Here is a 23,425-nt window from a genome sequence, read left to right as displayed (position 1 = left end):
AGGAAAAATAGGGTATAAGTTCTCTTGGATAGCTTAATAGAGAGAACTTACAATGGACAGAATAGCGTGCTTGTCAAAAAAACTCAAAGAATTCTTCAATGAAAAGGCAGATGAAATATCAGATGAGGTAGGTTTTATAAAAAGGAAAAGAAAGCTTAGAGGATCGTCGTTTATAAAAGCAATAGTTTTTGGTAATATAGGAGTTGATAATTGCAGCATAGAAACGATGTGTCAGTTACTCAACGAAGACTCAATAAAAATAACAAAACAGGGTTTAGATTGGAGATTTGCTGAAGAAGCAGTAGAATTTATGAGAAGAATGTATAATGAATCCTTATTAATATTTAGGAATAGCTTACAAATTGATTGTAAAATTTTAAAGCAATTCAAAAGCGTCAAATTATTGGACAGTAGCTACATTAGCTTGCCTAATAATATGGAAAATATGTACAAAGGATACGGCACTAGCTATAGTGATTATGAAAGCAATGCTAAGTCTAGAATAAAATTACAGATACTTTTTGACTACTTAAACCAGACGCTGGATCAACTTAATCTTACGGAAGGAATAAGGTCAGATCAGGGCTATAGAAGCCATTTAAGCAATATATCAACTAATGATCTGTTAATATCAGACCTGGGCTACTTCGTGCCAGCTTCTTTTAAACAAATTGATGAAGCTGGAGCTTATTTTGTTAGCCGTTATAAATCTGATACAAACACATATGACATCGAAACAAATCAAAAAATAGAGTTATTGGAATGTTTAGAAGGTCAATCCTTTCTAGAAAGGGAAGTGCTATTAGGGAAAGAAGTAAAAATTAAAGCCAGAATTATATGTCAAAAATTAACTGAAGAACAGTCTATAATCAGAAGAAGAAGGGCTAATAAGTTAGCAAAGTCACATGGATACACATCTTCTCAAAAGAATCAAAAATTGCTGGATTGGTCGATATTCATAACTAATGTTCCAGAAAGTAAAATTAGCGCTGAGCAGGTCTTAACAATTTACAGAGTAAGGTGGCAGATTGAATTATTATTTAAATTGTATAAGAGTCACATCAGGCTTGATGAACTTAAAGGAAAGTCATACAGAGTATTATGTGGGCTATATGCTAAATTGTGTGCAATTCTTATATTTCATGGAATATTTGGCTGTACAAAGCTGAAAGAGAATACAGAGCTGAGTTTAACAAAGGCCTTCATTGAACTAAAAAGAAGGATTAGGGAGTTGTTTTTAGCGTTAAATAGTAAAATTAATAACCTGAGAATTTTTCTGAAAAAACTTACCACAGACTGGTCACAATTTTCTATAAAGGACAGGTATAGGAAGACCAGGTTATCTACTTTAACTTCCCTAAACTTGCTTACAACTTCTTAACTTGACGCGTATGGATAAGCAAACAGTCTGAAGTTAAATGCATGAATGAGGTGGCTAATGATGTTAATTTCATTGCTACTGACCTATCTTCAGTCCTGATACAGCCAATACCTCATGAAGCGAAATCTCCTTATGTGTCTTGCACCTGCTTGATACGTAGCGCTTAATCAGAAGATTTCTCAGATAAGTATTGTCTAAGAATCTCAACTCCTTCATCAATCTCATTTTCAGTGATAATGAGTGGAGGTAAAATTCTCACAACGTTATCTGATGTTACCCCAACAGTCAGCAAGCCGCGGTGACTTAACTCTGCTGCAAACTTTTGATTGTCTGCTTTCACTTTTATTCCAAGCATTAACCCCTTTCCTCTTACTTCTTCTATCATTGAAAACTTACTTGCCAGGTCTTCTAATTTATGTTTTAAATACTTACCTCTAATTTCAACATTTTTCAAAAAGCCAGGACTTAGCAATTCTTCAAGCACAACATTGCCTATTGAAGTTGCAAGCGGATTGCCACCAAAAGTGGAACCGTGCATACCGACCGCCATGTATTTAGCAGCCCTTTCAGTTGCAAGACAAGCCCCTAGCGGGAGGCCTCCTCCTATTCCCTTTGCAAGAGCACATATATCAGGTTCCACTCCTATATGTTCGTATGCGAATAATTTTCCTGTCCTACCAGCACCGCATTGTACGCAATCAAAAAATAGCAATATGTCATTTTCATCACACAGCTTTCTTAGTTCTTTCATAAAGACTTCATTCATTACTTTGATACCACCTTGCCCTTGTATCGGTTCTATTAATATAACACCTATACCACTTGAAATTGCTTTCTTTACACTCTCAATATTGGGCTCGATATTATCACACCAATCAATACAGGGACTCAGTAATTCAGAAAATTTCTGTTTATCGTTTGCAGCACAAGTTAGGAAGGTTCTTCCATGAAATGCACCATGGAATGTTAAAATTCTGTGACGGTTTTTATTGCCTTTTCCGTTTTGATAGACCCTAGCAACCTTAAGCCCACATTCTACTGCCTCTGATCCAGAATTTGAGAAAAATACAGTGTCAGCGAAACTGTTGTTTATTAATTTTTCTGCAAAATTATTGGCAGCAGGTATATTATAGGTATTTGATATATGCCATAATTCTTCTCCTTGCAATTTTAGAGCACTAATTAATCGCGAATTGGTGTGACCTAAGCTACTAACGGCTATTCCAGAGTGAAAATCTACGTAGCGCTTACCGTCAATATCATACAAGTAAATACCTTTACCATAAGAAAAATTTATGTTAACAGGAGAATAAACTGGCAAAATAGGAGAAATTGTCATAAAATGTTATATGCTAAATTTTATTATTAATAACATAAAAACCGTTGTTTCACAATAAGAAGGATATGTATAAGCTAATGTTTTCTGCACTGGGGAAAAACAAATACACAAAAGTTATTGCATTACTCTCATCGATCTTTATGATTTTATTCAGTGTGATATATTGTAATTATTTACTAAGGAGTAATTTCCTTTCTTCTTACCGTGATTCAAGTGTAAACTTAAAAAGTATACTGGAAAATGGCATAATAAAAAAATACCATTATTTACTAATAGAAAAGCATCACATTAAATACAAAAGTTTTGATTACATAAACCAACTGGTAAAACTGCGTGCTGAATTATTACAATCAGTGAGCAAAGTAAAGGATTTCAGCTTAATACTGTATGATCAAAACGGCAGAATAATATTCAGTAATTTTAACACTCAAGATTATGATTATGAACAGTTACTTACAAACGATGAAATTGATGAACTATTAAGTAACCAAGAAATATTTGATACTACAGGAAATACATTAACTTCTATTTTTCCTATATTCCATGAAAATAGCGTTAAACCGTCGTTTTTTTTGAAGATTCTTCGAAACTACAATAATTCTTATGTTATAGCATATGGCCTATCTTTAACATTTTTTGGCTTATTATTAATAATTTTAATATTAATAATGTTCTATTTGCACTTTTCTAATACCCAAATGCTAGCCAAGCAACATAAAACTAACATTGAATTACAGCAGATAAAAGAGGCATTAGAGCAAGAAAATGCAAATAAGTTAAAATTTTTTGCAAGCGTTACACATGAATTACGCACACCTCTTAATGCTATTATTGGATTTGCGGAGTTGATCAAAAATGAAACTTTAGGTTCAATGGATAACTCTCAATACAAGGAGTATGCAGACGATATATATAATGCAGGAACACACTTACTTACCTTAATTAATGATGTGTTAGATTTTTCAAAAGCTGAATCAAGTAGTTTAACAGTAGAAAAAGTGAAGTTTAACCTGAACAAAATAATAGATTCATGCGTAAATATGCTATTACCTAAATTAAAAGAAGCAGGGATTAATTTAAAAAAAGAGATGACTAATAAACAATTATTAGTCATTGCAGATCCTAAGAGAATGAAACAAGTTATAATAAATTTATTATCAAACTCAATCAAGTTTACTCCCAAAGATGGTTTAATAAGAATGGTGATAAAAGAAAATATAGAAAAAAACTTATTAACTATTGAGTTTCATGACAATGGAATAGGAATAATGCAGCAGGATATATATAAAGTTATGTCTGTTTTTGGCCAAGCAGATTCGGGATATAGAAATGAAGGTACGGGCATCGGATTACCGCTAAGCAAGAAATTAGTAGAGTTAATGGGTGGAACTTTCGACATTAAAAGTGAAGCAAAACTTGGTACTACGATAACATTGAACTTCTTTTATGAAGAACAAACATGTGAAGATTCGATTGATTTTTAATAGGATCTATTTGATATGGTCTTGAAAACCACACTTTATCAAAAGCAGCAAGCCGAGAAGGTAGATACTTTCTGGCTAGTCAACAAGAAAATTATAAAAATTGAATCTCAAGCTGTATTGTAAAATCAAAAAATACTTCTAACTGTGTAGCGGTATACAGATTACAGTTAGTGGATATGTTGATAAGTAAATTAGTTATACCAATTCCCGCTATACAAGTAACGGATAGACAATAATGGAAAAAAAGCCATACTGGAGTAAGTAAAATAGCGAGGTTTAAATAGCATTAAGATCAAAATTATTGGATGAAAAAGTGAGCAAAAGAAATACTGAAGAAAGTAAGAAATAATGCATGTGTTGCAAAAAAACTAAATGCTGTAATTGCAGCAAAAAAGCATAGTATAACAGCAGTAGCAAAAATATGTTGCATTTCAAGAAAGGCACTTACTGCATGACCTAAAATTTGGCAGAGAAGAGAAATTATTTGCTCCACCTCAACGCCGTAGAAAAACTATATTGAACCAAAGCCAACTTGAACAAGTTGAAGCATGGATGCAAGCATCGAACAGACGAAATCTGTCAAATCAGAAAGAAACACACAAATTTAAGTTTTTAGTAGTTTTCAAGTATAGTTGTACAGGGAGCGCCTTTGCAGTTATGACCGACATTTTCAATGGTGCCTAAGTGCCCGTATGCAAGCATGGTTTTGGAAGGAACGGTCAAATCATTGATGGAGTCATTTAGACTACCTCGGTTAGGAGATTGTACTATCAACCGTTCCAAGCTGAAGCGTTTCCCTATTACAAATTATATGTAGGGGTTACCATGAAAAAAGCAAAAAGTAAATTAGAAATAGTGAATCCTAATGCAGCAGGAATAGACATTGGTTCAGCTGTACACTATGTGTGTGTACCTGAAGGAAGAACGCGTTCAGAAATTTGGCTGCTTTACTGAAGACCTTCATAACTTAGCACAGTGGTTGAAAAAGTGTAAAGTTACAACAGTAGCTATGGAATCAACAGGAGTATATTGGATTCCTTTATTTCAAATACTTGAGTCATACAAATTCGAGGTAAAATGCACGGCATGTAAAGAATGTACCTGGTAGGAAGTCTGACGTTCAAGATTGCCAATGGCTCCAACAACTGCATAGCTACGGACTGCTTCATGGATCGTTTAGGCCAGATAATCAGATGTGTGTATTGCGCAGTTACGTGCGGCAACGCAAAAATCTCACTGAAAGTGCATCTACACATATTCTGCGTATGCAGAAGGCATTAATTCAAATGAATATACAATTACACAAGGTTATTAGTCATATTACTGGGATAACTGGTATGAAAATCATTGAAACTATAATTGAAGGCGAAAGAGATTCTGAAAAATTGGCAGAATTCAGGGACGTGCGAATGAAAAATGATCAGTCTACTATTGCAAAAGCGTTAGCTGGTGACTATAGAGAGGAACACTTATTCACGCTAAAGCAAGAATTTGAACTATATAATATTTATCAAGAAAAAATAGCAGAATGTGATAGAAATATTGAAGCCTATTATAAAACGTTTGAAACAAAGTCTTGTGAAAGCAAACAGCTAAGTAAGCAAAAGAATAAAAATAGCAAAAGTAAGCCAAGCTTTGCTTTGTATGAGGAACTGCACCGAATAACTGGTATGGATTTCACTAAAATTCCTGGATTTGATGTATTAAGTATACAAACCATAATTTCAGAAGTTGGTATAAACCATAGTAAATGGCCAACAGAAAAGCACTTTTCATCGTGGTTGGGACTCAGTCCTGCTAATAAAGTTACAGGGGAAAAAGTGTTTAACACAAGAACACGTAAAGTCATTAACCGTGCTGCAAATGCTTTGCGAATAGCTGCTCATTCTGTAGGAAATAGTAAAAGTGCGTTGGGTGCATACTACAGAAGATTGAAAAAACGACTAGGAGCACCAAAAGCAATAACAGCTACTGCAAGAAAAATGGCATGCATATTTTATAGTATGCTCAAATACGGACAGGAATATGTAGAAAAAGGAATGGAATACTATGAAACACGCTATAAAGATAGAACTGTAAAAAATTTGATCAAAAAAGCGAGCGAATTTGGCTACATATTAGTTCAACAAGAAGAGTTAGTTGAGTGAGTTTCTTAGGAGAAAATCCCAACATTACCATTAAAGAAACGAGAATAAGAATTCAGGAAAAGTTTGGTTTAGCAAGTCTACAGTACACCGTAATATGCAAAGAATGAAATTCTCATATATCACACCAAGACCAGTGCATAACGGACAAGATAAAAGTAAACAAGAGGAGTTTAAAAAAAATCTTAATGAAACTATTGTCGTGTATCCTGAAAAAGAGCTGTTTTTCTTCGATAGACCTGCTGAAAAAGGTGATTGAAAAAATGATGTGAGAGAGGTAGAAGAAGAATAAGCAGATCAAGTAAGGAAAAAAAATGAGCTTTAGTTACTATAATATGAAAAAACACCCAAGAAACTTTCGTAATATAACAGGTTTAACTATAGAGGAGTTCGAAAAAGTAGTGGAAAAAGTGAGGTCTGGATGGGAAAAACAGAAAAAGTGTCATGGTAGAAGATCAAAACTACCAACTCTGGAAGATAAGTTGTTTTGCGTAATTTTGTACTATCGCACTTACATAACACATAGATTTTTAGGATGCCTATTCAATGTACACAACGCAAATGTATGTAGGTTACTTAAGAGAATAGAGCCATTACTCGCCAAAAAAGTGACTATAACAAAAGATAGAAGTATGACGCCAGAAAAAATACTGAAGATTTTGGCTGATGTTACAGAACAGCAAATACAGAGACCAGAAGATAGTAAAAAACGGAAGAAATCATATTCAGGAAAAAAAAGAACCAACACTATGAAAACTGAGATTATTATCGAAGAAGGAGGAAGAATTTTATCAGTGTCAAAGTCATACCGTGGTAGAATTAGTGATTTCCGCATAAGGAAACAAGAAAAATATTTACCACTTGATAGCATAAAACATGCCGATTCTGGATATCAAGGTTGGCAAAAATTGCAAAGCAATGTTATAATTCCATATAAAAAGTATCGTAAAAAGCCATTAACTCCAGAGCATAATAGAAGATTAGCATCATTTAGAATGAGAGTAGAAAACAAGATCCGAGAGATAAAGATATTTAAGATTATGTCGAATGTTTATCGCAATTTTCAGAAAAAATATAACCTGAGGTTCAATATTATTGCTGGTATTGTAAATCTTAAGCACGCCTTTTAGTTAACCTTGATTTTAGTCACCCTCCTTTCCTTTTTTTTATCGCTTGATTCGCAGCAGGTCTGATGAATCGCGGTTTGGCACACATTCAAAGATTGGACACGGGTGGTTTAAAAAAGGCATTAGGACACAGGTTAAGGTAAAACTACTATAAGGACTATCTTGTACGTTGGGATCAGCTCCCTGATTTAACAAGCATTGGACTAGTGGTGCACATGCAGCACTTTTCCTGCATTGAATGGCAATGTGCAGTAGCGTTGTTTCTACTTCATAACCATCATCTAATTTGAATCTGAAGTTTGGATTAAATTCACTACTTTTCCATTCTTCATATACATTATTAAGTTCTTCTCTCAGCTAATTTTTTACTTCATCATAAATCTCAATAGAATCACCCTTACCAGAAATATGAAGGTAGTCAACTATATATTTATATGAAAGATTGTATTAAAAGTTTTTCATGTTATTTTTTGCTGCTTCATAGTTAAATTTGGAGTTTTAGAAAGAGTTACGTATTATTTGAAATTCTTATATAATACTTTAAATGAGTTAAGAGAGAGTTAAGTGCAGAGTGCGGTTTTAGTTTTACAAGATGGCAAGTGCTTTTGGGGAAAATCAGTAGGTAAAAAAGGCAAGTGCATAGGTGAGGTCTGTTTTACCACTGGTATGACTGGTTATCAGCATACTATAACTGATCCTTCTTTTGCCGATCAAATTATAACATTTACTTTTCCTCATATTGGTAACATTGGAATAAACCATAAAGATAATGAAGGAGAGAAAGTTTTTGCAAGTGGCATGGTTGTACGGGAGCTTTCGCCTGAGTCGCACCCTTCTTCATATATTAGTTTAAATGATTGGTTAGAGAGAAATAACGTGATTGGGATATCAGGAGTTGATACTAGAGCTTTGACGAGACATTTGAGAAAACATGGATCTCAAAATGGAATGATATGCCCGTCAAGCAAGACGCATGTGTTGGATGAATTGAAGAAATACAAATCTGTAAATGGAATAGAAATAACCAATAAAGTTAGCTTGCATAGTAATTTTAAAAGTGACCTTAATGCAAAATATAGGGTTGTAATCGTTGATTTTGGCGTAAAAATCAGTATAGTTTCGCGCTTAATAGAACTTGGTTGTATAGTTGAATTAATCAAACCAAGCACAGGTTTTGCTCAAAAAGTGTTGAGTATGAATCCAGATGGTATAGTGCTTTCAAATGGTCCTGGTAATCCGCAAGAAATAGGAGAAAGTGTAGTTTCAGAAATAGACATTATTATAAAATCTAAAATACCAATCTTTGGCATATGCATGGGTCATCAATTACTTGCGATTACTTTGGGAGCAAAGACCATCAAGATGGATATTGGTCACCGAGGGAGTAACCATCCAGTTTATGATGTAGTTAGTGGAAAAGTTGAGATCACTAGCCAAAATCATGGTTTTGTTGTTGATTCAGCTTCTCTTCCAAGTAATGTTGAAATTACTCACATTTCTCTATTTGATAATAGTGTAGAGGGAATAATGATGAAGGATTACTCAGTCTTTTCTGCGCAATATCATCCAGAAGAAGCGCCAGGTACGCATGATTCGCATTATTTGTTTAGACGTTTTATTGGCAATATTGTGTTGTATAAAATGAAATCTGCATGATTTTAATCAGGGTAGGTTTTATTGCTTGATTTTTTAATTTTAGGCGTTTAGTATTAAATACAATAAAAGCTTGATTTAAGGTACTAAAATAGCGTTCTCTTAACAAATTTTTGTGGAGGAGTGACCGAGTGGTTAAAGGTAACAGACTGTAAATCTGTCCGCATTGCGTACGTAGGTTCGAATCCTACCTCCTCCATTGTGCGGGTATAGCTCAATGGTAGAGCTCTAGCCTTCCAAGCTAGTGACGTGGGTTCGATTCCCACTATCCGCTCTTTTTTTTGTTGTATTTTTATAAAATCAACATATTATTTATTGATGTATTTGTATTTTAGGTAGAAAAGTTTAAATTATGACAGCAGTAGTGGAAGCATTTGGAAAGCCGCATGTAAATGTGGGAACAATAGGACATGTGGATCATGGGAAGACAACGTTAACAGCGGCGATAACAAAGCATTATGGAAATTTTGTAGCGTACGATCAGATAGATAAGGCGCCAGAAGAAAGGAAAAGGGGGATAACGATAGCAACAGCGCATGTTGAGTATCAGACGGAAAAAAGGCATTATGCACACGTTGATTGTCCTGGACATGCTGACTATGTAAAGAACATGATAGTAGGTGCAGCACAGATGGATGCGGCGATATTGGTAGTGTCGGGGGTTGATGGGCCAATGCCACAAACGAGAGAGCATATATTGCTAGCGAAGCAGGTAGGTGTTGGATATATCGTGGTGTATATAAATAAAGCTGATGTTGCTGATGCTGATATGATAGATTTGGTGGAAATGGAAGTGAGGGAATTGCTGAATAAATACGGATTTCCAGGGGATGAAGTGCCTGTGGTAGTGGGGTCTGCATTGAAAGCGCTGGAGGATGATAGTAGCGAATATGGAAAGAAATCAATAGATAAATTGATGGAGAAGTTAGATGAGTATGTGGAGGTTCCACCAAGGCCTGTGGATTTACCATTTTTATTGCCAATCGAGGATGTATTTTCGATATCGGGGCGAGGAACGGTGGTAACAGGAAGGATAGAGAAGGGAGAGATAAAGACGGGAGAAGAGATAGAGATAATAGGTCTGAAAGCGACGCAAAAGACGATATGCACAGGTGTAGAAATGTTTAAGAAGTTGTTGGATAAGGGAAGTGCAGGACTCAATGTAGGAATATTGCTCAGAGGAACAAAAAGAGAAGAAGTGGAGAGAGGGCAAGTATTAGCAAAGCCGGGGACGATAACGCCGCATAGAAAGTTTAGGGCGGAGGTTTATATATTAAAGAAAGAGGAAGGAGGAAGGCATACACCATTTTTTGCGAATTACCAGCCACAGTTTTATTTAAGGACAACGGATGTAACTGGGAGCATAAAGTTGCTAGATGGGAAGGAGATGGTAATGCCAGGAGATAATGTGAGTGTAGAAGTAGAATTGCAAGTACCGATAGCAATGGATAAGGGATTGCGTTTTGCGGTAAGAGAGGGCGGTAGAACTGTTGGTTCTGGTGTTGTTTCTGAAATTTTGGAGTGAGTGTAGTAACTAAGATGAAGCAAGATATATATATTAACATTAAGGCTTTCGATTGTTCTTTATTGGAGGAGTGTGTTCGAAAATTTGTTGATGAATTAAAGCGGTCCAGTGCAAAATTATCTGGTCCGATTGCGTTGCCAAGAAAAGATTCTAAATTTATTGTTAATAGATCTCCTCACGTTGATAAAAAATCTCGTGAACAGTTTGAAATGAGAACTTCTAGGCGTTTGATTGTTTTACATGATCTTACTCCTACTATGATGCAGATGCTTACAGGTTTATCTTTTTCTGCTGGCGTAGAAGTGGATTTAAAAGTCAAGGAAGTTAAGGTTTAGGAGAAGGAAATGAAGAGAATAAATTCACGGAGAATTGGTTTATTAATGACGAATATTGGTCATACTGCTATATACTCTGACAATAGTCGCATGGCTGTAACTTTATTGCATCTCAGCGAAACTCATATTGTTGATATAAAAGGACAAGATAAATGTGGCTATAATTCAGTCATTTTAGGCACAGGAGATTTTAAAAATATAGCAAAACCTCAGTTGGAATATTTAAAGAAAAAGGGTATAAATAATAAATGTAAGTTATACGAAAGTAGATTAAATGACCTGTCGGGAATAGAATGTGGTAAAAAAGTGGGAATCAATCATTTTGTGGTTGGTCAATATCTTGATATTACAGGTTATTCTATAGGTAAGGGATTTGCTGGTGTGATGAAGCGGTATAACTTCAGTGGGCTTAGGGCATCTCATGGTGTTTCTATTGCTCACAGATCACAAGGTTCCACTGGTCAATGTCAGGATCCTGGTAGAGTATTCAAAGGAAAGAAAATGGCTGGTCATTTAGGTAACAGCAGAATAACTGCACAAAATATGAAGATATTATCCATTGATCATGAAAATAGTATAATTGCTGTGAAGGGTAATAATGTTCCTGGGTTTAAAAACTCCTATGTTTTTGTAAGAGATGCAGTTAAAAAATCTTTACATAAAGATGTTCCTTTTCCGGTAGGTTTACTGTTAGATGTAAATGATGATGCTAGTAATTTGGTAAGTTAGTTATGGAATGTAATTTAGTTAATCTATCTAATAATAATGTAGGTACTGCTCAGCTCAATCCTTTGATATTTTCTGCTAAGCAAAAATTGAGTATTTTGCATGATATAGTGAGATGGCAATTAGCGAAGAGAAGAGCTGGTACTCATAAAACAAAAGGTATCAGTGATGTCTCTGGTACAACAGCTAAACCTTATGGTCAAAAACGTACCGGTAGGGCAAGACAAGGGAGCTTGCGATCTCCTCAATTTAGAGGTGGTGGGATTATTTTCGGCCCTGTTGTGAGGAGTTATACTTATTCTCTTAATAAGAAGGTACGCAAATTTGGTTTAAAAATTGCTTTATCTCTAAAGTATTTAAATAATCAAGTGATTATTCTGGATAATTTAAATATTGATGTGAAGAAAACGTCTGAAATGTGTAAATGTATTAAAAATTTTAAATTTTCTTCCTTTTTGATAGTTGGTGATTATGGAGATGATTTGTTGCGTGCTGTTAGAAACTTGCATTATGTAGACTTAATCAAACCTATTGGGTTAAATGTCTTTGATATATTGAATCACGAATGCGTGATGTTGACAAAGGATACTTTAAAGCATCTTGAAGGTAGATTGTTATGATCAAATATAATAATATAATAAAATCTCCTATAATTACAGAAAAGGCCTCTTTTTTTGAGGGAGAAGTTTAATAAATATTCTTTGTATGTTTTTGTAAATGTAAATAAGCGTCAAATAAAGTTGGCAATAGAGTCTCTATTTGATGTTAAAATTTCTTCTATAAATGTTGTTAGAATTAAGCCTAAATATAGGCGTTTCAGGGGTGTGATTGGTTGTGAAAAACAGAAAAAGAAAGTTTATTTTTCTTTGATAGATGGTCAAAAATTAGATATAATGAACGTTTAATATGGGTATGAAATTTTTTAATCCTGTTACTCCGTCTTCTCGTGGGACTGTGTTGGTAAGTAAAGTTGGTTTATCAAAAGATGAGCCAGAAAAGTCTCTTACATCCGGTAAAAAGTCCAGTGGTGGAAGAAATAATTATGGTAGAATTACAACTCGTCATAGGGGTGGTGGTCACAAAAAGAAGTATAGAGTTATAGATTTTAAGCGTAATAGAAGTGGTCAGGGTATAGTTGAAAAAATAGAGTATGATCCAAATAGAAGTGGGTTTTTAGCGTTAATATCATATAAGGAAGATGATATTAAGTCTTATATATTAGCTCCTCAAGGTATGAAGCCTGGTGATATTGTTACAGCTGGAGATGATGCTGATATTTTGCCAGGTAATTGTTTGCTACTCAAGTATATACCTGTTGGTTCTTTCGTTCATAATGTTGAGCTGAAGCCAGGTAATGGTGCTGCGATTGCTAGAGCTGCTGGTTGTTATGCGCAAATCGTTGGTCGTGATGGCCAATATGTTTTATTACGACTCAGGTCTGGTCAAATTAGGTTGATTTTATCTTCTTGCAAGGCTACTGTTGGTGTAGTATCTAACCCTGACCATAAGAATAGAAAGCTGGGTAAAGCTGGAAGAAGTAGGTGGCTTGGAATTAGACCTACTGTGCGTGGGGTTGCAATGAATCCGGTTGATCATCCTCATGGAGGTGGGGAAGGAAAAACCTCTGGTGGTCGTCATCCTGTTACTCCTTGGGGTGTTGCAACAAAAGGAAAGAAAACTCGGAGGAGAAATAAATCTAGTGATAAGTATATAAAACAATTGAAAGGTTAGTTTATGAGTAGATCTGCGTGGAAACCTCCTTTTTGTCATCCTTCTATATTAAAGTCGGTGAATAATGCTTTAAACAAGGGGTTTGTTAACATGGCTATAAAAGTTCATTCCAGGGCTTCTGTAATTCTTCCTAATTGTTTAGGTTTAAAGTTTGCTGTTTATAATGGTAAGGATTACATCCCTGTTAATGTTAATGATCAGAATATGATAGGTCATAAGTTTGGTGAATTTTCACCCACTCGTAAATTTACTGGGCATAGTGGTGATAAAAAGGCGACAAGAAGGTAATTGATATGAAAAACAGAGATGTAATAGTTAAAGCTGGTTCTAGGGTTTTAAAATCAACTCCTCGTAAATTGAATTTGGTTGCTGGTTTAGTACGTAATAAAAAAGTTTCTTTTGCCACTGTGCAATTAAGATTTTGTGAAAAGAAAGCTGCGGGTCTTGTAAGGAAGGTATTAAATTCTGCGATTGCTAATGCTCAATATAATTATGGATTGGATATCGATAATTTATATATAAAAGAAATTTCAATAGGTAAGTCTCTTACTTTGCGTAGGGTATGTCCAAAAGCTATGGGTAGAGCTAATAGAGTTAGTAAACGTTATAGTAATATAACTGTAAAATTGGGGGAAATTATATGATTCATAAAAATAGAAAATTAATAAGGAAAGTGCAAAAGTATGGGAAACGTTAATCCTAAAGGATTTAGGTTAAAAATAATTAATATTTGGTTGTCTGTTTGGTATGCTGAGAAGGGTTATAAACAAGGGCTGCATCAAGATTTATCTATTCGCAGTTATATAAATGAATCTTTTAAGCATGCTGGTGTTTCTAAAGTAATTATAGAGCGTACAGTCGATTTGGTGTCTGTAATAATACATTCTTCTAGACCTGGAGTGATAATAGGTAAGAAAGGCTCAGATATTGAGAAGATAAAGCAAAAAATAGCTGAAAAAGTAAAAAATAATGTGGAAGTGAATGTAGTAGGAGTTAAAAGGTCTGAAATAGATGCAACTTTAATATCAAACAGCATTGCGCAACAGTTAGAAAAAGGGGTTCATTTAGAAGAGCGATGAAAAAAGCTATTCAAAGTTGTTTGAGGATGGGTGCTAGAGGTATTAAAGTAAGTTGTTCTGGGCGCCTTGGCGGAGCTGAGATAGCTCGTACTGAATGGTATAAAGAAGGTCGTTTGCCTTTACACACTTTACGTGCTAATATAGATTATGCTTTTTGTGAAGCAAAAACTATATATGGTATTATAGGAGTTAAGGTTTGGGTTTATATTGGTAATTAAGGTATATTGAGATGTTTGTTCCCAAAAAGAGTAAATATAAGAAGGTATTTAAGGGGCGAATTAAGGGTAATACAAAAGGTGGTAGCACATTATCTTTTGGAAATTATGGCTTAAAAGCTGTAGAAGCAGGTAGGATTCAGTCTAAGCATATTGAAACTGCAAGGCGTGTAATATCTAGAACATTAAAACGCTCTGGTAAAGTGTGGATAAGAATTTTTCCTGATACCCCTGTTAGTAAAAAACCGGCAGATGTACGTATGGGTAAGGGAAAAGGTAGTGTTGAATTTTGGGTGTTTAAAGCTAAGCCCGGTAGAATGTTGTTTGAAATTAGCAGTGATGTTTCCATGCATTTAGCAAGATTGGCGCTTGAAAAGGCAACCGCTAAGCTTCCTATGAAGTGTAAATTTGTATCTAATCATAATTAAATGGAGTTGCAATGGATATAGCTGACATTGAATCGAGGTCTTCACAAGAATTGTATGAAACTCTTGTAAATTTGAGAAAAGAGTTTGTTAATTTGGTTTTTCAAAAGAAGTTGGGGCAGTGCAACAATATTTCGCGTTTTAGCTTAATAAGAAAGAGCATAGCTCGTATTCTAACTACATTAAATAAAAGAAGAAGAGAGGAAAAGAATGCCTAAAAAGGTTTTTTGTGGTACTGTAACTAAGGCTAAGTGTGATAAGACTGTAAAGGTTTCGGTATTACAAGTGTATAAGGATGAGCTGTATAAAAAGGTTATAAAAAAATACAAGAAGTATACAGCACATGATGAGAATAATAGTTGTAAAGAAGGGGACAAGGTTTTAATACAAGAACATAAGCCTATTTCTACTACTAAAAAATGGGTTGTTGTTAATAGCTCACATTGAATAGGATATTTATATGATTCAAAAAAATACATTGTTGGAAGTAGCTGATAATTCTGGTGCGCGTGCAGTACTTTGTATTGGTTTATTGGGTGGTAGAAAGTCTGCATCTATAGGTGACACAGTTATTGTATCTACTAAATCTATTACTCCAAGAGGGAAGGTTGAGAAGGGAAAAGTATATAGAGCAGTTGTGGTAAGGGTGAAAAGCCCTATTAGAAAATCTGATGGTTCTGTAATTCGTTTTTCTAGCAATGCTGTAGTTTTGATTAACGATCAAGGTGAACCACTTGGCACTCGGGTATTTGGTCCGGTAAAAAAGTTATTGTCTGGTTCTTTTATGAAGATAATGTCATTAGCTGTTGAGGTTTTATAATGAGTGCTAAAATAAAAAGTGGTGACGACGTTATAGTTTTAACTGGTAGAGATAAGGGAAAAATTGGTAAAGTGATTAAAGTTGTGGCATGTGATGCTAAAAAGAAAGTAATTGTTTCTGGGGTAAATGTACATAAGAGACACACTAAACCAAAAGCTGGTAGTAGTGGTGGTATATTAAATAAAGAGTTAGCTATTGATATATCCAACGTTGCAACATTGGACCCTAAATATAAAACTCCAACTAGAGTGGGGTTTAAGGTTATAGACGGTAGAAAAGTGCGTTTTGCAAAAATTTCTGGAGAAGTGATAGATTAGGTTGATATGTTTAAAGAATTGTATAAAGATAGCATAGTAAAGTCCTTAAAGGATAAGTTTAATTACAGCAATATAATGCAAGTGCCTAAACTTGTCAAGGTGTGTATCAATATGGGCGTTGGAGATGCTGCTACAGATAGTAAAGCAATAAATGAACCACTTGATAGCCTATATTTGATTGCTGGGCAGAAGCCTTTATCAACTTTTGCAAAAAAATCTATTTCTGGCTTCAAGATCAGAAAAGGTGCTACAGTAGGTTGCAAAGTAACTTTGCGTAGAGATAAAATGTATGAGTTTTTAGAAAGATTGATATATATTGCTTTGCCAAGGGAAAAAGATTTTAGAGGATTTAGTGTGAAGCAATTTGACGGTAATGGTAATTTTTCCTTTGGTATAAAGGAACATATCTCGTTTTTAGAAATAGACTATGATAAAATAAGTAAAATTAGAGGTATGGATATTAACATTATAACAAGTGTAGTTAGTGATAAGGAAGCAAAGGAATTATTACTGGCTCTTAAATTTCCTTTTTTTGATTAATTGAGAGGAGAAATATATGGCAAAAAAATCTATGATAGAAAGAAATCTTCGCAGAATAAAGCTGTGCGATCAATATAAAGAAAAAAGAGAGAAATTGAAATCTATAATAAATAATAAGAATTTGTCTATTGTAGAAAGGTTTACAGCTCAAAATAAATTAATTAAAAAATTGCCTAGAAATTCTTCTAAAACCAAAATTAGAAATAGGTGTGCTTTAACTGGGAGACCAAGAGGAGTATATAGAAAATTTGGTTTATGTAGAATTGTTTTGCGTGATTTATGTTCTTTTGGGCAAGTTCCAGGAGTTACAAAGTCTAGTTGGTAAATATAATATAAGGAGTATATTGTGGCGTTATCTGATAGTATTGGTGATTTTTTAACAAGGATACGTAATGCTCAATTGGCAATGCATAGAACAACAAGAGTGTTGTTTTCTAAAGTGAATTCTTCTATACTAAAGGTTTTAAAAGATGAAGGGTATATCCTTGATTATGAAAAGCAAGTTGTAGATAATTTACCTTCTTTCATTGTAAAATTGAAGTATTATGAGAAGTCACCTGTAATTAGTGACATAGTTAGGGTGTCAAAGCCTGGTTGTCGTTGTTATTCTAAGTATAAGGACATTTCTAAAGCATATAATGGTCTTGGTATTTTTATTATATCGACACCCAAAGGAGTGATGACTGATTATAATGCACATAAGTTAAAGGTTGGAGGAGAAGTTTTGTGTCGTGTGTTTTAAATAATAGGAGAAATTCATGTCTCGTATAGGTGCTGCTCCTATCAATATTCCTGCTGGTATTTCAGTTGAATATAATAATGGTAGGATGTTAATAAAGAGTGCTAAGGCTGAAAAAGAGCTTAGCTTAATCAGTGATGTTGTGTGCCGGATTGTTGATAATCAGCTACTCCTTTCTGTGGATCAAGATAAAGATGATTATGATGAAATAAAGCCTATGTGGGGCACTTATAGGAGTAATATTAATAGTATCATCAACGGCATGGTTGATGGTTTTTCTGTTAATCTTGAGATTAACGGTGTGGGATATAAGGCAGAGTGTGATGGTAAGTATTTGACTTTGTATCTTGGTTATAGCCATAATGTAAAATATAAAGTGCCTAAAGATATTGAGATTAAGTGTATAAAGCCAACTCACTTAGTAGTTAGTGGTATGGATAAGCAAAAAGTCTATATGGTGGCATCTGATATATGCAGGATTAGGAAGTATGATCCTTATAAAGGTAAGGGTATTGTAATAAAGGGTAAATTTATGTTGCGTAAAGTTGTAAGTAAAAAGAAGTAATTAAGATGAGAAGGTTATATAATTTTTTAAGTAACTATGAAAAAAGGAAGTTGCGTAATAGAGCGAAGCTTGACAAGAGCGCTGAACGTTCGCGTATATCCATATTTAAATCTAATAGGCATTTTTATGTCCAGTTAATTAATGATGTAAAAGGAGTAACTCTCACTTCAGCTTCTACTTTGGATGCTAAAATTAAGGATGTATGTAAAGGAAAAGTCAATGCTGAAACTATAAAACAGGTTTCTTCTTTAGTGATTGAGCGCTTATCTGGTCTGAAATTAGAACAAAAGCTAGTATTTGATCGTGGAGCGTATAAATATACAGGATTAGTTTCTCAATTTGCTGAGGCTTTAAGAAGTTCTGGATTTGAGTTTTAGAAGGTTTTGAATATGGCTATAAAGAATTTACAAAATAATAATGATTTATCAGAGCTTTTAGTTTCGGTACGAAGAGTGACAACGGTTACCAAAGGTGGTAGAAGATTTTCATTTTCAATTTTGGTTGTTGTTGGCGATGAAAAGGGCAGGGTAGGATGTGGAATAGGTAAGCACGCAGAAGTTGCTGAAGCAAGAGTCAAAGCTGTAAATGCTGCAAAGAAATCGATGATTAGAGTGTACTTGCGTGAAGGTAGAACTTTGCATCATGATATTAAAGCTAAATTTTGTTCTGGTGAGATAGTTTTAAGAACCGCAAGAGTTGGAACAGGTATTATTGCTGGTGGAGCGATTAGATCAGTTTTTGAGGTGTTAGGTATAAAGGATGTGGTAGCTAAATCTACTAGATCAAATAATCCTCATAACGTTATATGTGCGGTGTTTAAGGCTTTTGATAGTATGTTATCTCCTCGTCAGGTAGCAAGCAAAAGAGGCAAAAAAATTAGCGAGATAGTTGGAAACAGGTAAAGTATGAATAATGCTGTAAAATTAAACTCTATATTTACTAAGTTATCTAAGAAAAAGAAGCCTAAGTTGCTGGGTAGAGGTATCGGTTGTGGTAAAGGTAAAACATCCGGTAGAGGGCATAAAGGGCAGAAGGCTAGAAGTGGAGTTTCCATAAACGGTTTTGAGGGTGGACAACAGTCTATATATACTCGTTTGCCTAAAAGAGGTTTTAAGCCTATACGTAGGAACATATATTCTATAATTAATGTTGGCGATATACGGCGCTTAATGGAAGCTAAAAAAATAGTGAAAGACTCTGTTATAGATAAGGAGAGACTGTATAAATTAGGTTTTATAAAGTCTATTAAGGATAAAATTAAACTTCTTAATAAAGGTAAGTTGAGCGAAAAATTTGTGTTTCATGTTGATTTTGCGTCAGAAGCTGCAAAAAAATCTATAGCTTCAGTTGGTGGTAGTGTGGAAATACTATCGTAAATCATGGGCAATAAATCCGCATTTAATAGCTTGGATCCTACGTTGTTATATAAAGGCGATTTATTAAAACGTATATTTTTTACGCTAATAGCTTTAATTTGCTATCGCTTGGGTACTTATGTGCCTATTCCTGGAATTAATCTTGATGTAATTAATGATATATTTCCAAAAGAGGGCTCAGGTGTTTTTGGAGTATTTAATTTATTTTCTGGTGGTGCATTGGCTAGAATGACAATTCTAGCATTGAACGTTATGCCATATATAATGGCTTCTATCATTATTCAGTTGCTTTCTTCTGCGATTAAAGGAATGAAGGAAGTTAAGAATGATGGAGAGTCAGGCCGTAGAAAGATGAATTCTTATATACGCTACCTGACCATAGTAATTTGTGTATTTCAATCAATTCCAATTTTGGTTGGATTGGAAGGGATGAATAGGGAAGGGGTATTGGTTGTAATCGAACCTGGTGTTATGTTTCGTACAATAGGTGTTTTCAGCCTTTTAGGTGGAACTATGCTTTTAATATGGCTTGGTGAACGAATCAGTGCTAGCGGTATAGGCAATGGTATCTCATTAATCATTTTCACGGGTATAATATCAGAGTTACACAGCGCTTTGTCATCTCTGTTAACGTTAAATAAAAACGGTAGCGTATCGTTATTTATTATCCTTTTTGTTTTGGTATTGTTTTTTTTGCTGCTAGCCTTAGTCATTTTTGTAGAGTCTTCTTATAGAAAAGTTATTGTTCAACATCCTAAAAAACAATTTAAAAGATTACATAATGACGATTTTACTTATATTCCATTGAAGATTAATTTATCTGGTGTAGTACCAACCATTTTTGCTAATGCAATTTTATTGACACCTATTTCAATTGCAAATTTCTATAAGGGGCACGCTTTTTCTGATTTTATTTTAAATTACTTTATGGCAAATAAAGTAGTATATATTGTAGCCTATTTGGTGCTGATAGTATTTTTTAATTTTTTCTATACCAATTTTATATTTAATCCAGAGGAAAACGCAGATTTTCTTAAAAAAAATGGTGGTTTTATACCTGGTAGAAGGCCTGGGAAACATACTTCTGATTACCTTCAAGATATAGTTTTTAAGTTGACATTCATTGGCTCTGCGTATTTGGTAGTCATATGTACTGTACCTGAAGTTATGAGATATTATTATGATATACCATTTATTTTTGGTGGGACGAGTTTACTGATTATAGTGAACGTTATTACTGATACTATTATGCAAATACAATCTTATATTTTTTCGAATAGGTACGATAGCTGGATAAAGAAATATGAGTCTAAAACGAGGAAAGTAAGATGATCATTACGATTTTTGGTCCTCCAGGTTCTGGTAAAGGTACTCAGTCAAGCTTGTTAATAGCAAAATATAATTTAAAATTAATTTCAGTGGGAGATTTATTAAGGAATATTATATCTGATGGCAGTGAGTTAGGTAAAAAAATAAAGGGTACCGTGGAATCTGGTAATTTAATTCAAGATGAAATTATATGTGGATTATTGCATGACCAGCTTGCATTAATGGATGATAATTGCTTATTAGATGGTTTTCCGAGAAATTTAAACCAGGCTCATTTTTTGACTCAAGTTTTGCAAGAAAAATATAATAGGGATGTTGATATTGTAATTGAACTGCAGCTTGACGATAATATTGCAATCGATAGATTAAAAAATCGTCTCGCGTGTTTGGACTGTAAAAGCATATATAGTGTATCTTCTTTTAAGAGTACTACTTGTGCTAAATGTAAAAGTACGAGGTTAGAGAAAAGAATTGATGATGCTGATATGTCTGCAATTAATAAGAGAATAAGTGAATATCACCTTCAAATGAAAGGTTTACGCGAGTATTATAAAGGCAAATTATTAACAATTGACGCTAATTTGAGTGTTGATGAGGTAACGCAAGAGATTGAAAGTAAAATTTCTTGTAATTTGGTTTGACTCTGAGTTGTTTTATGGTATAAATTAAGAGTTGTTATTAATAAAGTATCGAGGTACCAGTGGCACGTATTGCAGGCATAAATATTCCAGTGAGGAAATGTGTTCCTTTTGCATTAACTTATATATATGGTATAGGTATTGCTACTGCGAATGTAATTTGTCACGCTTGTGAAGTTGATAAGCGCAAACGTGTTTCAGAATTACGAGATGAAGATATAGAAAAGATCAGCAGTTTCATTAGACAAAATTATGTTATAGAAGGTGAGCTCAGGAAAGAAGTGGCTATGAACATAAAATCTTTAGTGGAAATGGGATGCTATAGAGGAGTGAGACATAGAAAAGGTTTACCTGTGAGAGGGCAAAGGACTCATACTAATGCTAAGACTCGTAAAGGTAGATCTCGGTTGCCTATTGCTGGGAAAAAATAAAATTTATTATTATTGTGAGTTTTAATGAAAAAAGTCAAAACGGTTGGTAAGAGTACAAAGGAGTTTATTACTGGTGTTGTTCATATTCGTGCAACTTTTAATAATACTTTTGTAAATGTAACTGATGTTCATGGTAATACGCTATGTCAAACTTCTGTGGGTGCATGTGGTTTTTCAGGTTCGAGAAAATCCACACCTTATGCTGCAGGTAAGGCTGCGGAGGCTGCTGCGAAGAATGCAATGGAGAGATTTGGTATGAAGGTTGTCTCTGTAATAATTCGTGGTCCTGGCTTTGGTACCGAAGCTGCGGTTAAAGCATTTCAGAGCTGTGGGTTGAATGTGACTTCAATTGCAGATAAAACCGCAATTCCTCATAATGGGTGCAGGTTAAGAAAAAAAGAAGAGTATAGGATATTTGAAAAGGTTGTTTTATGTATTATAATAATGATGTTTCTCTCTGTAGCAATTTAGATAAATTGATTAAACCTAGTTCAGTTAAGGTAATATCAGATGATTCAAGTGAAAAAAGTGATATAGTCCTAGAACCGTTGGAAAGTGGTTTTGCTTTAACATTAGGTAATGCATTAAGACGTGTAATGTTATCTTCTCTTAAAGGTAGTGCTGTTTATGGAATAAAAATTGAAGGTGTAACTCATGAATTTACTTCAATTCAAGGGGTAAGAGAAGACGTAACTGATATAGTATTAAATATGGGCATGTTGAGGTGTAAATTAAATGGTGCTTCTAATAAATGCTTAAATTTAAACGCTAAAGGGGCCTTGCCAGGTGTTAGCTGGGATGATAGAAACTGGTGATCAATGCTCTATTGTTAATAGGGGTTTGTTAATATGTACGCTGGGGCAAAATGTAGAGCTTAACATGACCATATATGTGGCTAGCGGAAAAGGTTATCTTCCTGTAACTAAGTATAAAGAAAATGAACTTGTGAAGCTTATGAATGAACAGGATTTAATTGGTTTTATTCCAGTTAATGCTTTGTATAGCCCTGTCAACAGGGTTTCGTACAGGGTAGAGAATAGTCGTGTTGGCCAAGTGACTGATAAGGATAAGCTGATATTGTCAATTGAGACTGATGGTACAATCTCTCCAAGTCAAGCTGTTGACTCTGCTGCAAGAATATTACAGGAGCAACTTCAGCCCTTTATTAGTTCTGATGTAAGTTATAAAAAATCGCAGGTTTCTTCGTCTAGTGGTGCTAAAGATTTGGGTTATGACCCTGTCTTATTGCGTAAGGTAGATGAAATGGAGTTATCTGTCAGGTCTCATAACTGTCTGAAAAATGAAAACATCACTTATATAGGTGATCTTGTGCAAAAGACAGAAGGTGAAATGTTAAGAACTGCTAATTTTGGCAGGAAGTCTTTGAATGAGATTAAGGCAGTTTTGGCTAATTTTGGCTTGTCTTTGAGTATGAATGTGCTAAACTGGCCACCTAAGGATATAGATGAGTTGGCTAAACAACATACTGATGAAGATTAGGTGATA

At 34.4% G+C, this 23,425-nt stretch carries 28 protein-coding genes, 2 tRNA genes and 6 pseudogenes; 35 read left to right on the top strand and 1 reads right to left on the bottom strand.

All coding sequences use genetic code 11. From position 1 onward, the window contains the following. Positions 1-52 precede the first annotated feature (52 nt). Positions 53-1,381, top strand: coding sequence for an IS4 family transposase (locus tag MWH06_06215; protein ID UPA54847.1), 1,329 nt, complete (start codon positions 53-55; stop codon positions 1,379-1,381). 163 nt (positions 1,382-1,544) lie between these two features. On the opposite strand, the gene MWH06_06210 is transcribed toward MWH06_06215, so the two are convergent. Then, complete coding sequence (locus tag MWH06_06210; protein UPA54846.1) at positions 1,545-2,720, bottom strand: aspartate aminotransferase family protein; 1,176 nt, start codon at positions 2,718-2,720, stop codon at positions 1,545-1,547. Between the two features lie 65 nt (positions 2,721-2,785). Here MWH06_06210 and MWH06_06205 point away from each other — a divergent pair, with 65 nt between their 5' ends. From MWH06_06205 to MWH06_06040, 34 genes and pseudogenes are all read left to right on the top strand, one after another. Further along, positions 2,786-4,204 (top strand): HAMP domain-containing histidine kinase, encoded by a 1,419-nt coding sequence (locus tag MWH06_06205; protein UPA54845.1) that lies wholly within the window; start codon positions 2,786-2,788, stop codon positions 4,202-4,204. Positions 4,205-4,484: 280 nt separating this feature from the next. Continuing rightward, positions 4,485-4,762: pseudogene (locus MWH06_06200) on the top strand (IS630 family transposase). A 267-nt stretch (positions 4,763-5,029) separates the two neighbouring features. After that, a pseudogene (locus MWH06_06195) lies at positions 5,030-6,351 on the top strand (IS110 family transposase). A gap of 14 nt (positions 6,352-6,365) precedes the next feature. Next, positions 6,366-6,577 (top strand): annotated as a pseudogene (locus MWH06_06190) (winged helix-turn-helix domain-containing protein). Between the two features lie 85 nt (positions 6,578-6,662). Further along, entirely contained in the window at positions 6,663-7,478 is an 816-nt protein-coding gene (locus tag MWH06_06185; protein ID UPA54844.1) for a transposase, read from the top strand. Between the two features lie 561 nt (positions 7,479-8,039). After that, positions 8,040-9,131 carry a glutamine-hydrolyzing carbamoyl-phosphate synthase small subunit gene (gene carA / locus MWH06_06180; protein UPA54843.1) on the top strand — a complete coding sequence of 364 codons (1,092 nt, stop codon included), beginning with the start codon at positions 8,040-8,042 and terminating at the stop codon, positions 9,129-9,131. Positions 9,132-9,245: 114 nt separating this feature from the next. Next, positions 9,246-9,327, top strand: a tRNA-Tyr gene (locus tag MWH06_06175). Positions 9,328-9,331: 4 nt separating this feature from the next. After that, positions 9,332-9,402: transfer RNA gene (locus MWH06_06170), tRNA-Gly, on the top strand. Positions 9,403-9,480: 78 nt separating this feature from the next. Further along, the gene (tuf, locus tag MWH06_06165; GenBank protein ID UPA54842.1) at positions 9,481-10,653 is read left to right on the top strand and encodes an elongation factor Tu; all 1,173 of its coding nucleotides are present in this window, start codon (positions 9,481-9,483) and stop codon (positions 10,651-10,653) included. A 14-nt stretch (positions 10,654-10,667) separates the two neighbouring features. Continuing rightward, positions 10,668-10,988, top strand: a complete 321-nt coding sequence (gene rpsJ, locus MWH06_06160) for a 30S ribosomal protein S10 (protein UPA54841.1) — start codon at positions 10,668-10,670, stop codon at positions 10,986-10,988. A 9-nt stretch (positions 10,989-10,997) separates the two neighbouring features. Next, complete coding sequence (gene rplC / locus MWH06_06155) at positions 10,998-11,717, top strand: 50S ribosomal protein L3 (protein UPA54840.1); 720 nt, start codon at positions 10,998-11,000, stop codon at positions 11,715-11,717. Between the two features lie 2 nt (positions 11,718-11,719). Beyond that, positions 11,720-12,334: a 50S ribosomal protein L4 gene (gene rplD, locus MWH06_06150; GenBank protein UPA54839.1), complete on the top strand. Its 615-nt coding sequence runs from the start codon at positions 11,720-11,722 to the stop codon at positions 12,332-12,334. A gap of 81 nt (positions 12,335-12,415) precedes the next feature. Further along, positions 12,416-12,619 (top strand): 50S ribosomal protein L23, encoded by a 204-nt coding sequence (locus tag MWH06_06145; protein ID UPA54838.1) that lies wholly within the window; start codon positions 12,416-12,418, stop codon positions 12,617-12,619. A gap of 1 nt (position 12,620) precedes the next feature. Continuing rightward, on the top strand, positions 12,621-13,445 hold the full coding sequence (gene rplB / locus MWH06_06140; GenBank protein UPA54837.1) for a 50S ribosomal protein L2: 825 nt from the start codon (positions 12,621-12,623) through the stop codon (positions 13,443-13,445). Positions 13,446-13,448: 3 nt separating this feature from the next. Continuing rightward, entirely contained in the window at positions 13,449-13,733 is a 285-nt protein-coding gene (gene rpsS / locus MWH06_06135) for a 30S ribosomal protein S19 (protein ID UPA54836.1), read from the top strand. A 5-nt stretch (positions 13,734-13,738) separates the two neighbouring features. Beyond that, entirely contained in the window at positions 13,739-14,089 is a 351-nt protein-coding gene (gene rplV, locus MWH06_06130) for a 50S ribosomal protein L22 (GenBank protein ID UPA54835.1), read from the top strand. Positions 14,090-14,128: 39 nt separating this feature from the next. Further along, positions 14,129-14,742 (top strand): annotated as a pseudogene (rpsC, locus tag MWH06_06125) (30S ribosomal protein S3). Between the two features lie 11 nt (positions 14,743-14,753). Further along, positions 14,754-15,167, top strand: a complete 414-nt coding sequence (rplP, locus tag MWH06_06120) for a 50S ribosomal protein L16 (GenBank protein UPA54834.1) — start codon at positions 14,754-14,756, stop codon at positions 15,165-15,167. A gap of 11 nt (positions 15,168-15,178) precedes the next feature. Continuing rightward, positions 15,179-15,382 (top strand): 50S ribosomal protein L29, encoded by a 204-nt coding sequence (gene rpmC / locus MWH06_06115; protein ID UPA54833.1) that lies wholly within the window; start codon positions 15,179-15,181, stop codon positions 15,380-15,382. Next, positions 15,375-15,611, top strand: a complete 237-nt coding sequence (rpsQ, locus tag MWH06_06110) for a 30S ribosomal protein S17 (GenBank protein UPA54832.1) — start codon at positions 15,375-15,377, stop codon at positions 15,609-15,611. Before rpmC ends, rpsQ begins: the two co-directional genes overlap by 8 nt. Before the next feature lie 13 nt (positions 15,612-15,624). Beyond that, entirely contained in the window at positions 15,625-15,984 is a 360-nt protein-coding gene (rplN, locus tag MWH06_06105) for a 50S ribosomal protein L14 (GenBank protein ID UPA54831.1), read from the top strand. Further along, positions 15,981-16,301, top strand: a complete 321-nt coding sequence (rplX, locus tag MWH06_06100; GenBank protein ID UPA55766.1) for a 50S ribosomal protein L24 — start codon at positions 15,981-15,983, stop codon at positions 16,299-16,301. Before rplN ends, rplX begins: the two co-directional genes overlap by 4 nt. 6 nt (positions 16,302-16,307) lie before the next feature. After that, positions 16,308-16,841 carry a 50S ribosomal protein L5 gene (rplE, locus tag MWH06_06095; GenBank protein UPA54830.1) on the top strand — a complete coding sequence of 178 codons (534 nt, stop codon included), beginning with the start codon at positions 16,308-16,310 and terminating at the stop codon, positions 16,839-16,841. A gap of 16 nt (positions 16,842-16,857) precedes the next feature. Further along, positions 16,858-17,166 carry a 30S ribosomal protein S14 gene (gene rpsN / locus MWH06_06090; GenBank protein ID UPA54829.1) on the top strand — a complete coding sequence of 103 codons (309 nt, stop codon included), beginning with the start codon at positions 16,858-16,860 and terminating at the stop codon, positions 17,164-17,166. Positions 17,167-17,187: 21 nt separating this feature from the next. Then, positions 17,188-17,583 carry a 30S ribosomal protein S8 gene (rpsH, locus tag MWH06_06085; protein ID UPA54828.1) on the top strand — a complete coding sequence of 132 codons (396 nt, stop codon included), beginning with the start codon at positions 17,188-17,190 and terminating at the stop codon, positions 17,581-17,583. Between the two features lie 16 nt (positions 17,584-17,599). Continuing rightward, positions 17,600-18,145 (top strand): 50S ribosomal protein L6, encoded by a 546-nt coding sequence (gene rplF / locus MWH06_06080; protein UPA54827.1) that lies wholly within the window; start codon positions 17,600-17,602, stop codon positions 18,143-18,145. Between the two features lie 5 nt (positions 18,146-18,150). Beyond that, complete coding sequence (rplR, locus tag MWH06_06075; protein ID UPA54826.1) at positions 18,151-18,522, top strand: 50S ribosomal protein L18; 372 nt, start codon at positions 18,151-18,153, stop codon at positions 18,520-18,522. A gap of 12 nt (positions 18,523-18,534) precedes the next feature. Beyond that, positions 18,535-19,047 carry a 30S ribosomal protein S5 gene (gene rpsE, locus MWH06_06070; protein ID UPA54825.1) on the top strand — a complete coding sequence of 171 codons (513 nt, stop codon included), beginning with the start codon at positions 18,535-18,537 and terminating at the stop codon, positions 19,045-19,047. Between the two features lie 3 nt (positions 19,048-19,050). Beyond that, complete coding sequence (rplO, locus tag MWH06_06065; protein ID UPA54824.1) at positions 19,051-19,521, top strand: 50S ribosomal protein L15; 471 nt, start codon at positions 19,051-19,053, stop codon at positions 19,519-19,521. 3 nt (positions 19,522-19,524) lie between these two features. Further along, positions 19,525-20,853 (top strand): preprotein translocase subunit SecY, encoded by a 1,329-nt coding sequence (gene secY, locus MWH06_06060; protein ID UPA54823.1) that lies wholly within the window; start codon positions 19,525-19,527, stop codon positions 20,851-20,853. Further along, positions 20,850-21,491 (top strand): nucleoside monophosphate kinase, encoded by a 642-nt coding sequence (locus MWH06_06055; GenBank protein UPA54822.1) that lies wholly within the window; start codon positions 20,850-20,852, stop codon positions 21,489-21,491. The genes secY and MWH06_06055 overlap by 4 nt, the downstream gene beginning before the upstream one ends. Positions 21,492-21,550: 59 nt before the next feature. After that, positions 21,551-21,919 carry a 30S ribosomal protein S13 gene (gene rpsM, locus MWH06_06050; GenBank protein UPA54821.1) on the top strand — a complete coding sequence of 123 codons (369 nt, stop codon included), beginning with the start codon at positions 21,551-21,553 and terminating at the stop codon, positions 21,917-21,919. Positions 21,920-21,943: 24 nt separating this feature from the next. After that, positions 21,944-22,318: pseudogene (gene rpsK, locus MWH06_06045) on the top strand (30S ribosomal protein S11). A gap of 32 nt (positions 22,319-22,350) precedes the next feature. Continuing rightward, a pseudogene (locus MWH06_06040) lies at positions 22,351-23,419 on the top strand (DNA-directed RNA polymerase subunit alpha). Positions 23,420-23,425: the final 6 nt, after the last annotated feature.

The sequence above is a fragment of the Wolbachia pipientis genome (assembly GCA_023052945.1).
GTDB lineage: Bacteria > Pseudomonadota > Alphaproteobacteria > Rickettsiales > Anaplasmataceae > Wolbachia.
The sequence above is the reverse complement of the archived record's forward strand: the minus strand, read 5'-3'. Positions and strand labels throughout refer to the sequence as shown.

What these genes read in the sequence shown, in the direction of transcription:
- MWH06_06215 (UPA54847.1), top strand. Translation starts at nt 53, where the DNA reads ATGGACAGAATAGCGTGCTTGTCAAAAAAACTCAAAGAATTCTTCAAT.
- MWH06_06210 (UPA54846.1), bottom strand. Translation starts at nt 2,720, where the DNA reads ATGACAATTTCTCCTATTTTGCCAGTTTATTCTCCTGTTAACATAAAT.
- MWH06_06205 (UPA54845.1), top strand. Translation starts at nt 2,786, where the DNA reads ATGTATAAGCTAATGTTTTCTGCACTGGGGAAAAACAAATACACAAAA.
- MWH06_06185 (UPA54844.1), top strand. Translation starts at nt 6,663, where the DNA reads ATGAGCTTTAGTTACTATAATATGAAAAAACACCCAAGAAACTTTCGT.
- tuf (UPA54842.1), top strand. Translation starts at nt 9,481, where the DNA reads ATGACAGCAGTAGTGGAAGCATTTGGAAAGCCGCATGTAAATGTGGGA.
- rpsJ (UPA54841.1), top strand. Translation starts at nt 10,668, where the DNA reads ATGAAGCAAGATATATATATTAACATTAAGGCTTTCGATTGTTCTTTA.
- rplC (UPA54840.1), top strand. Translation starts at nt 10,998, where the DNA reads ATGAAGAGAATAAATTCACGGAGAATTGGTTTATTAATGACGAATATT.
- rplD (UPA54839.1), top strand. Translation starts at nt 11,720, where the DNA reads ATGGAATGTAATTTAGTTAATCTATCTAATAATAATGTAGGTACTGCT.
- rplB (UPA54837.1), top strand. Translation starts at nt 12,621, where the DNA reads ATGGGTATGAAATTTTTTAATCCTGTTACTCCGTCTTCTCGTGGGACT.
- rpsS (UPA54836.1), top strand. Translation starts at nt 13,449, where the DNA reads ATGAGTAGATCTGCGTGGAAACCTCCTTTTTGTCATCCTTCTATATTA.
- rplV (UPA54835.1), top strand. Translation starts at nt 13,739, where the DNA reads ATGAAAAACAGAGATGTAATAGTTAAAGCTGGTTCTAGGGTTTTAAAA.
- rplP (UPA54834.1), top strand. Translation starts at nt 14,754, where the DNA reads ATGTTTGTTCCCAAAAAGAGTAAATATAAGAAGGTATTTAAGGGGCGA.
- rpmC (UPA54833.1), top strand. Translation starts at nt 15,179, where the DNA reads ATGGATATAGCTGACATTGAATCGAGGTCTTCACAAGAATTGTATGAA.
- rpsQ (UPA54832.1), top strand. Translation starts at nt 15,375, where the DNA reads ATGCCTAAAAAGGTTTTTTGTGGTACTGTAACTAAGGCTAAGTGTGAT.
- rplN (UPA54831.1), top strand. Translation starts at nt 15,625, where the DNA reads ATGATTCAAAAAAATACATTGTTGGAAGTAGCTGATAATTCTGGTGCG.
- rplE (UPA54830.1), top strand. Translation starts at nt 16,308, where the DNA reads ATGTTTAAAGAATTGTATAAAGATAGCATAGTAAAGTCCTTAAAGGAT.
- rpsN (UPA54829.1), top strand. Translation starts at nt 16,858, where the DNA reads ATGGCAAAAAAATCTATGATAGAAAGAAATCTTCGCAGAATAAAGCTG.
- rplF (UPA54827.1), top strand. Translation starts at nt 17,600, where the DNA reads ATGTCTCGTATAGGTGCTGCTCCTATCAATATTCCTGCTGGTATTTCA.
- rplR (UPA54826.1), top strand. Translation starts at nt 18,151, where the DNA reads ATGAGAAGGTTATATAATTTTTTAAGTAACTATGAAAAAAGGAAGTTG.
- rpsE (UPA54825.1), top strand. Translation starts at nt 18,535, where the DNA reads ATGGCTATAAAGAATTTACAAAATAATAATGATTTATCAGAGCTTTTA.
- rplO (UPA54824.1), top strand. Translation starts at nt 19,051, where the DNA reads ATGAATAATGCTGTAAAATTAAACTCTATATTTACTAAGTTATCTAAG.
- secY (UPA54823.1), top strand. Translation starts at nt 19,525, where the DNA reads ATGGGCAATAAATCCGCATTTAATAGCTTGGATCCTACGTTGTTATAT.
- MWH06_06055 (UPA54822.1), top strand. Translation starts at nt 20,850, where the DNA reads ATGATCATTACGATTTTTGGTCCTCCAGGTTCTGGTAAAGGTACTCAG.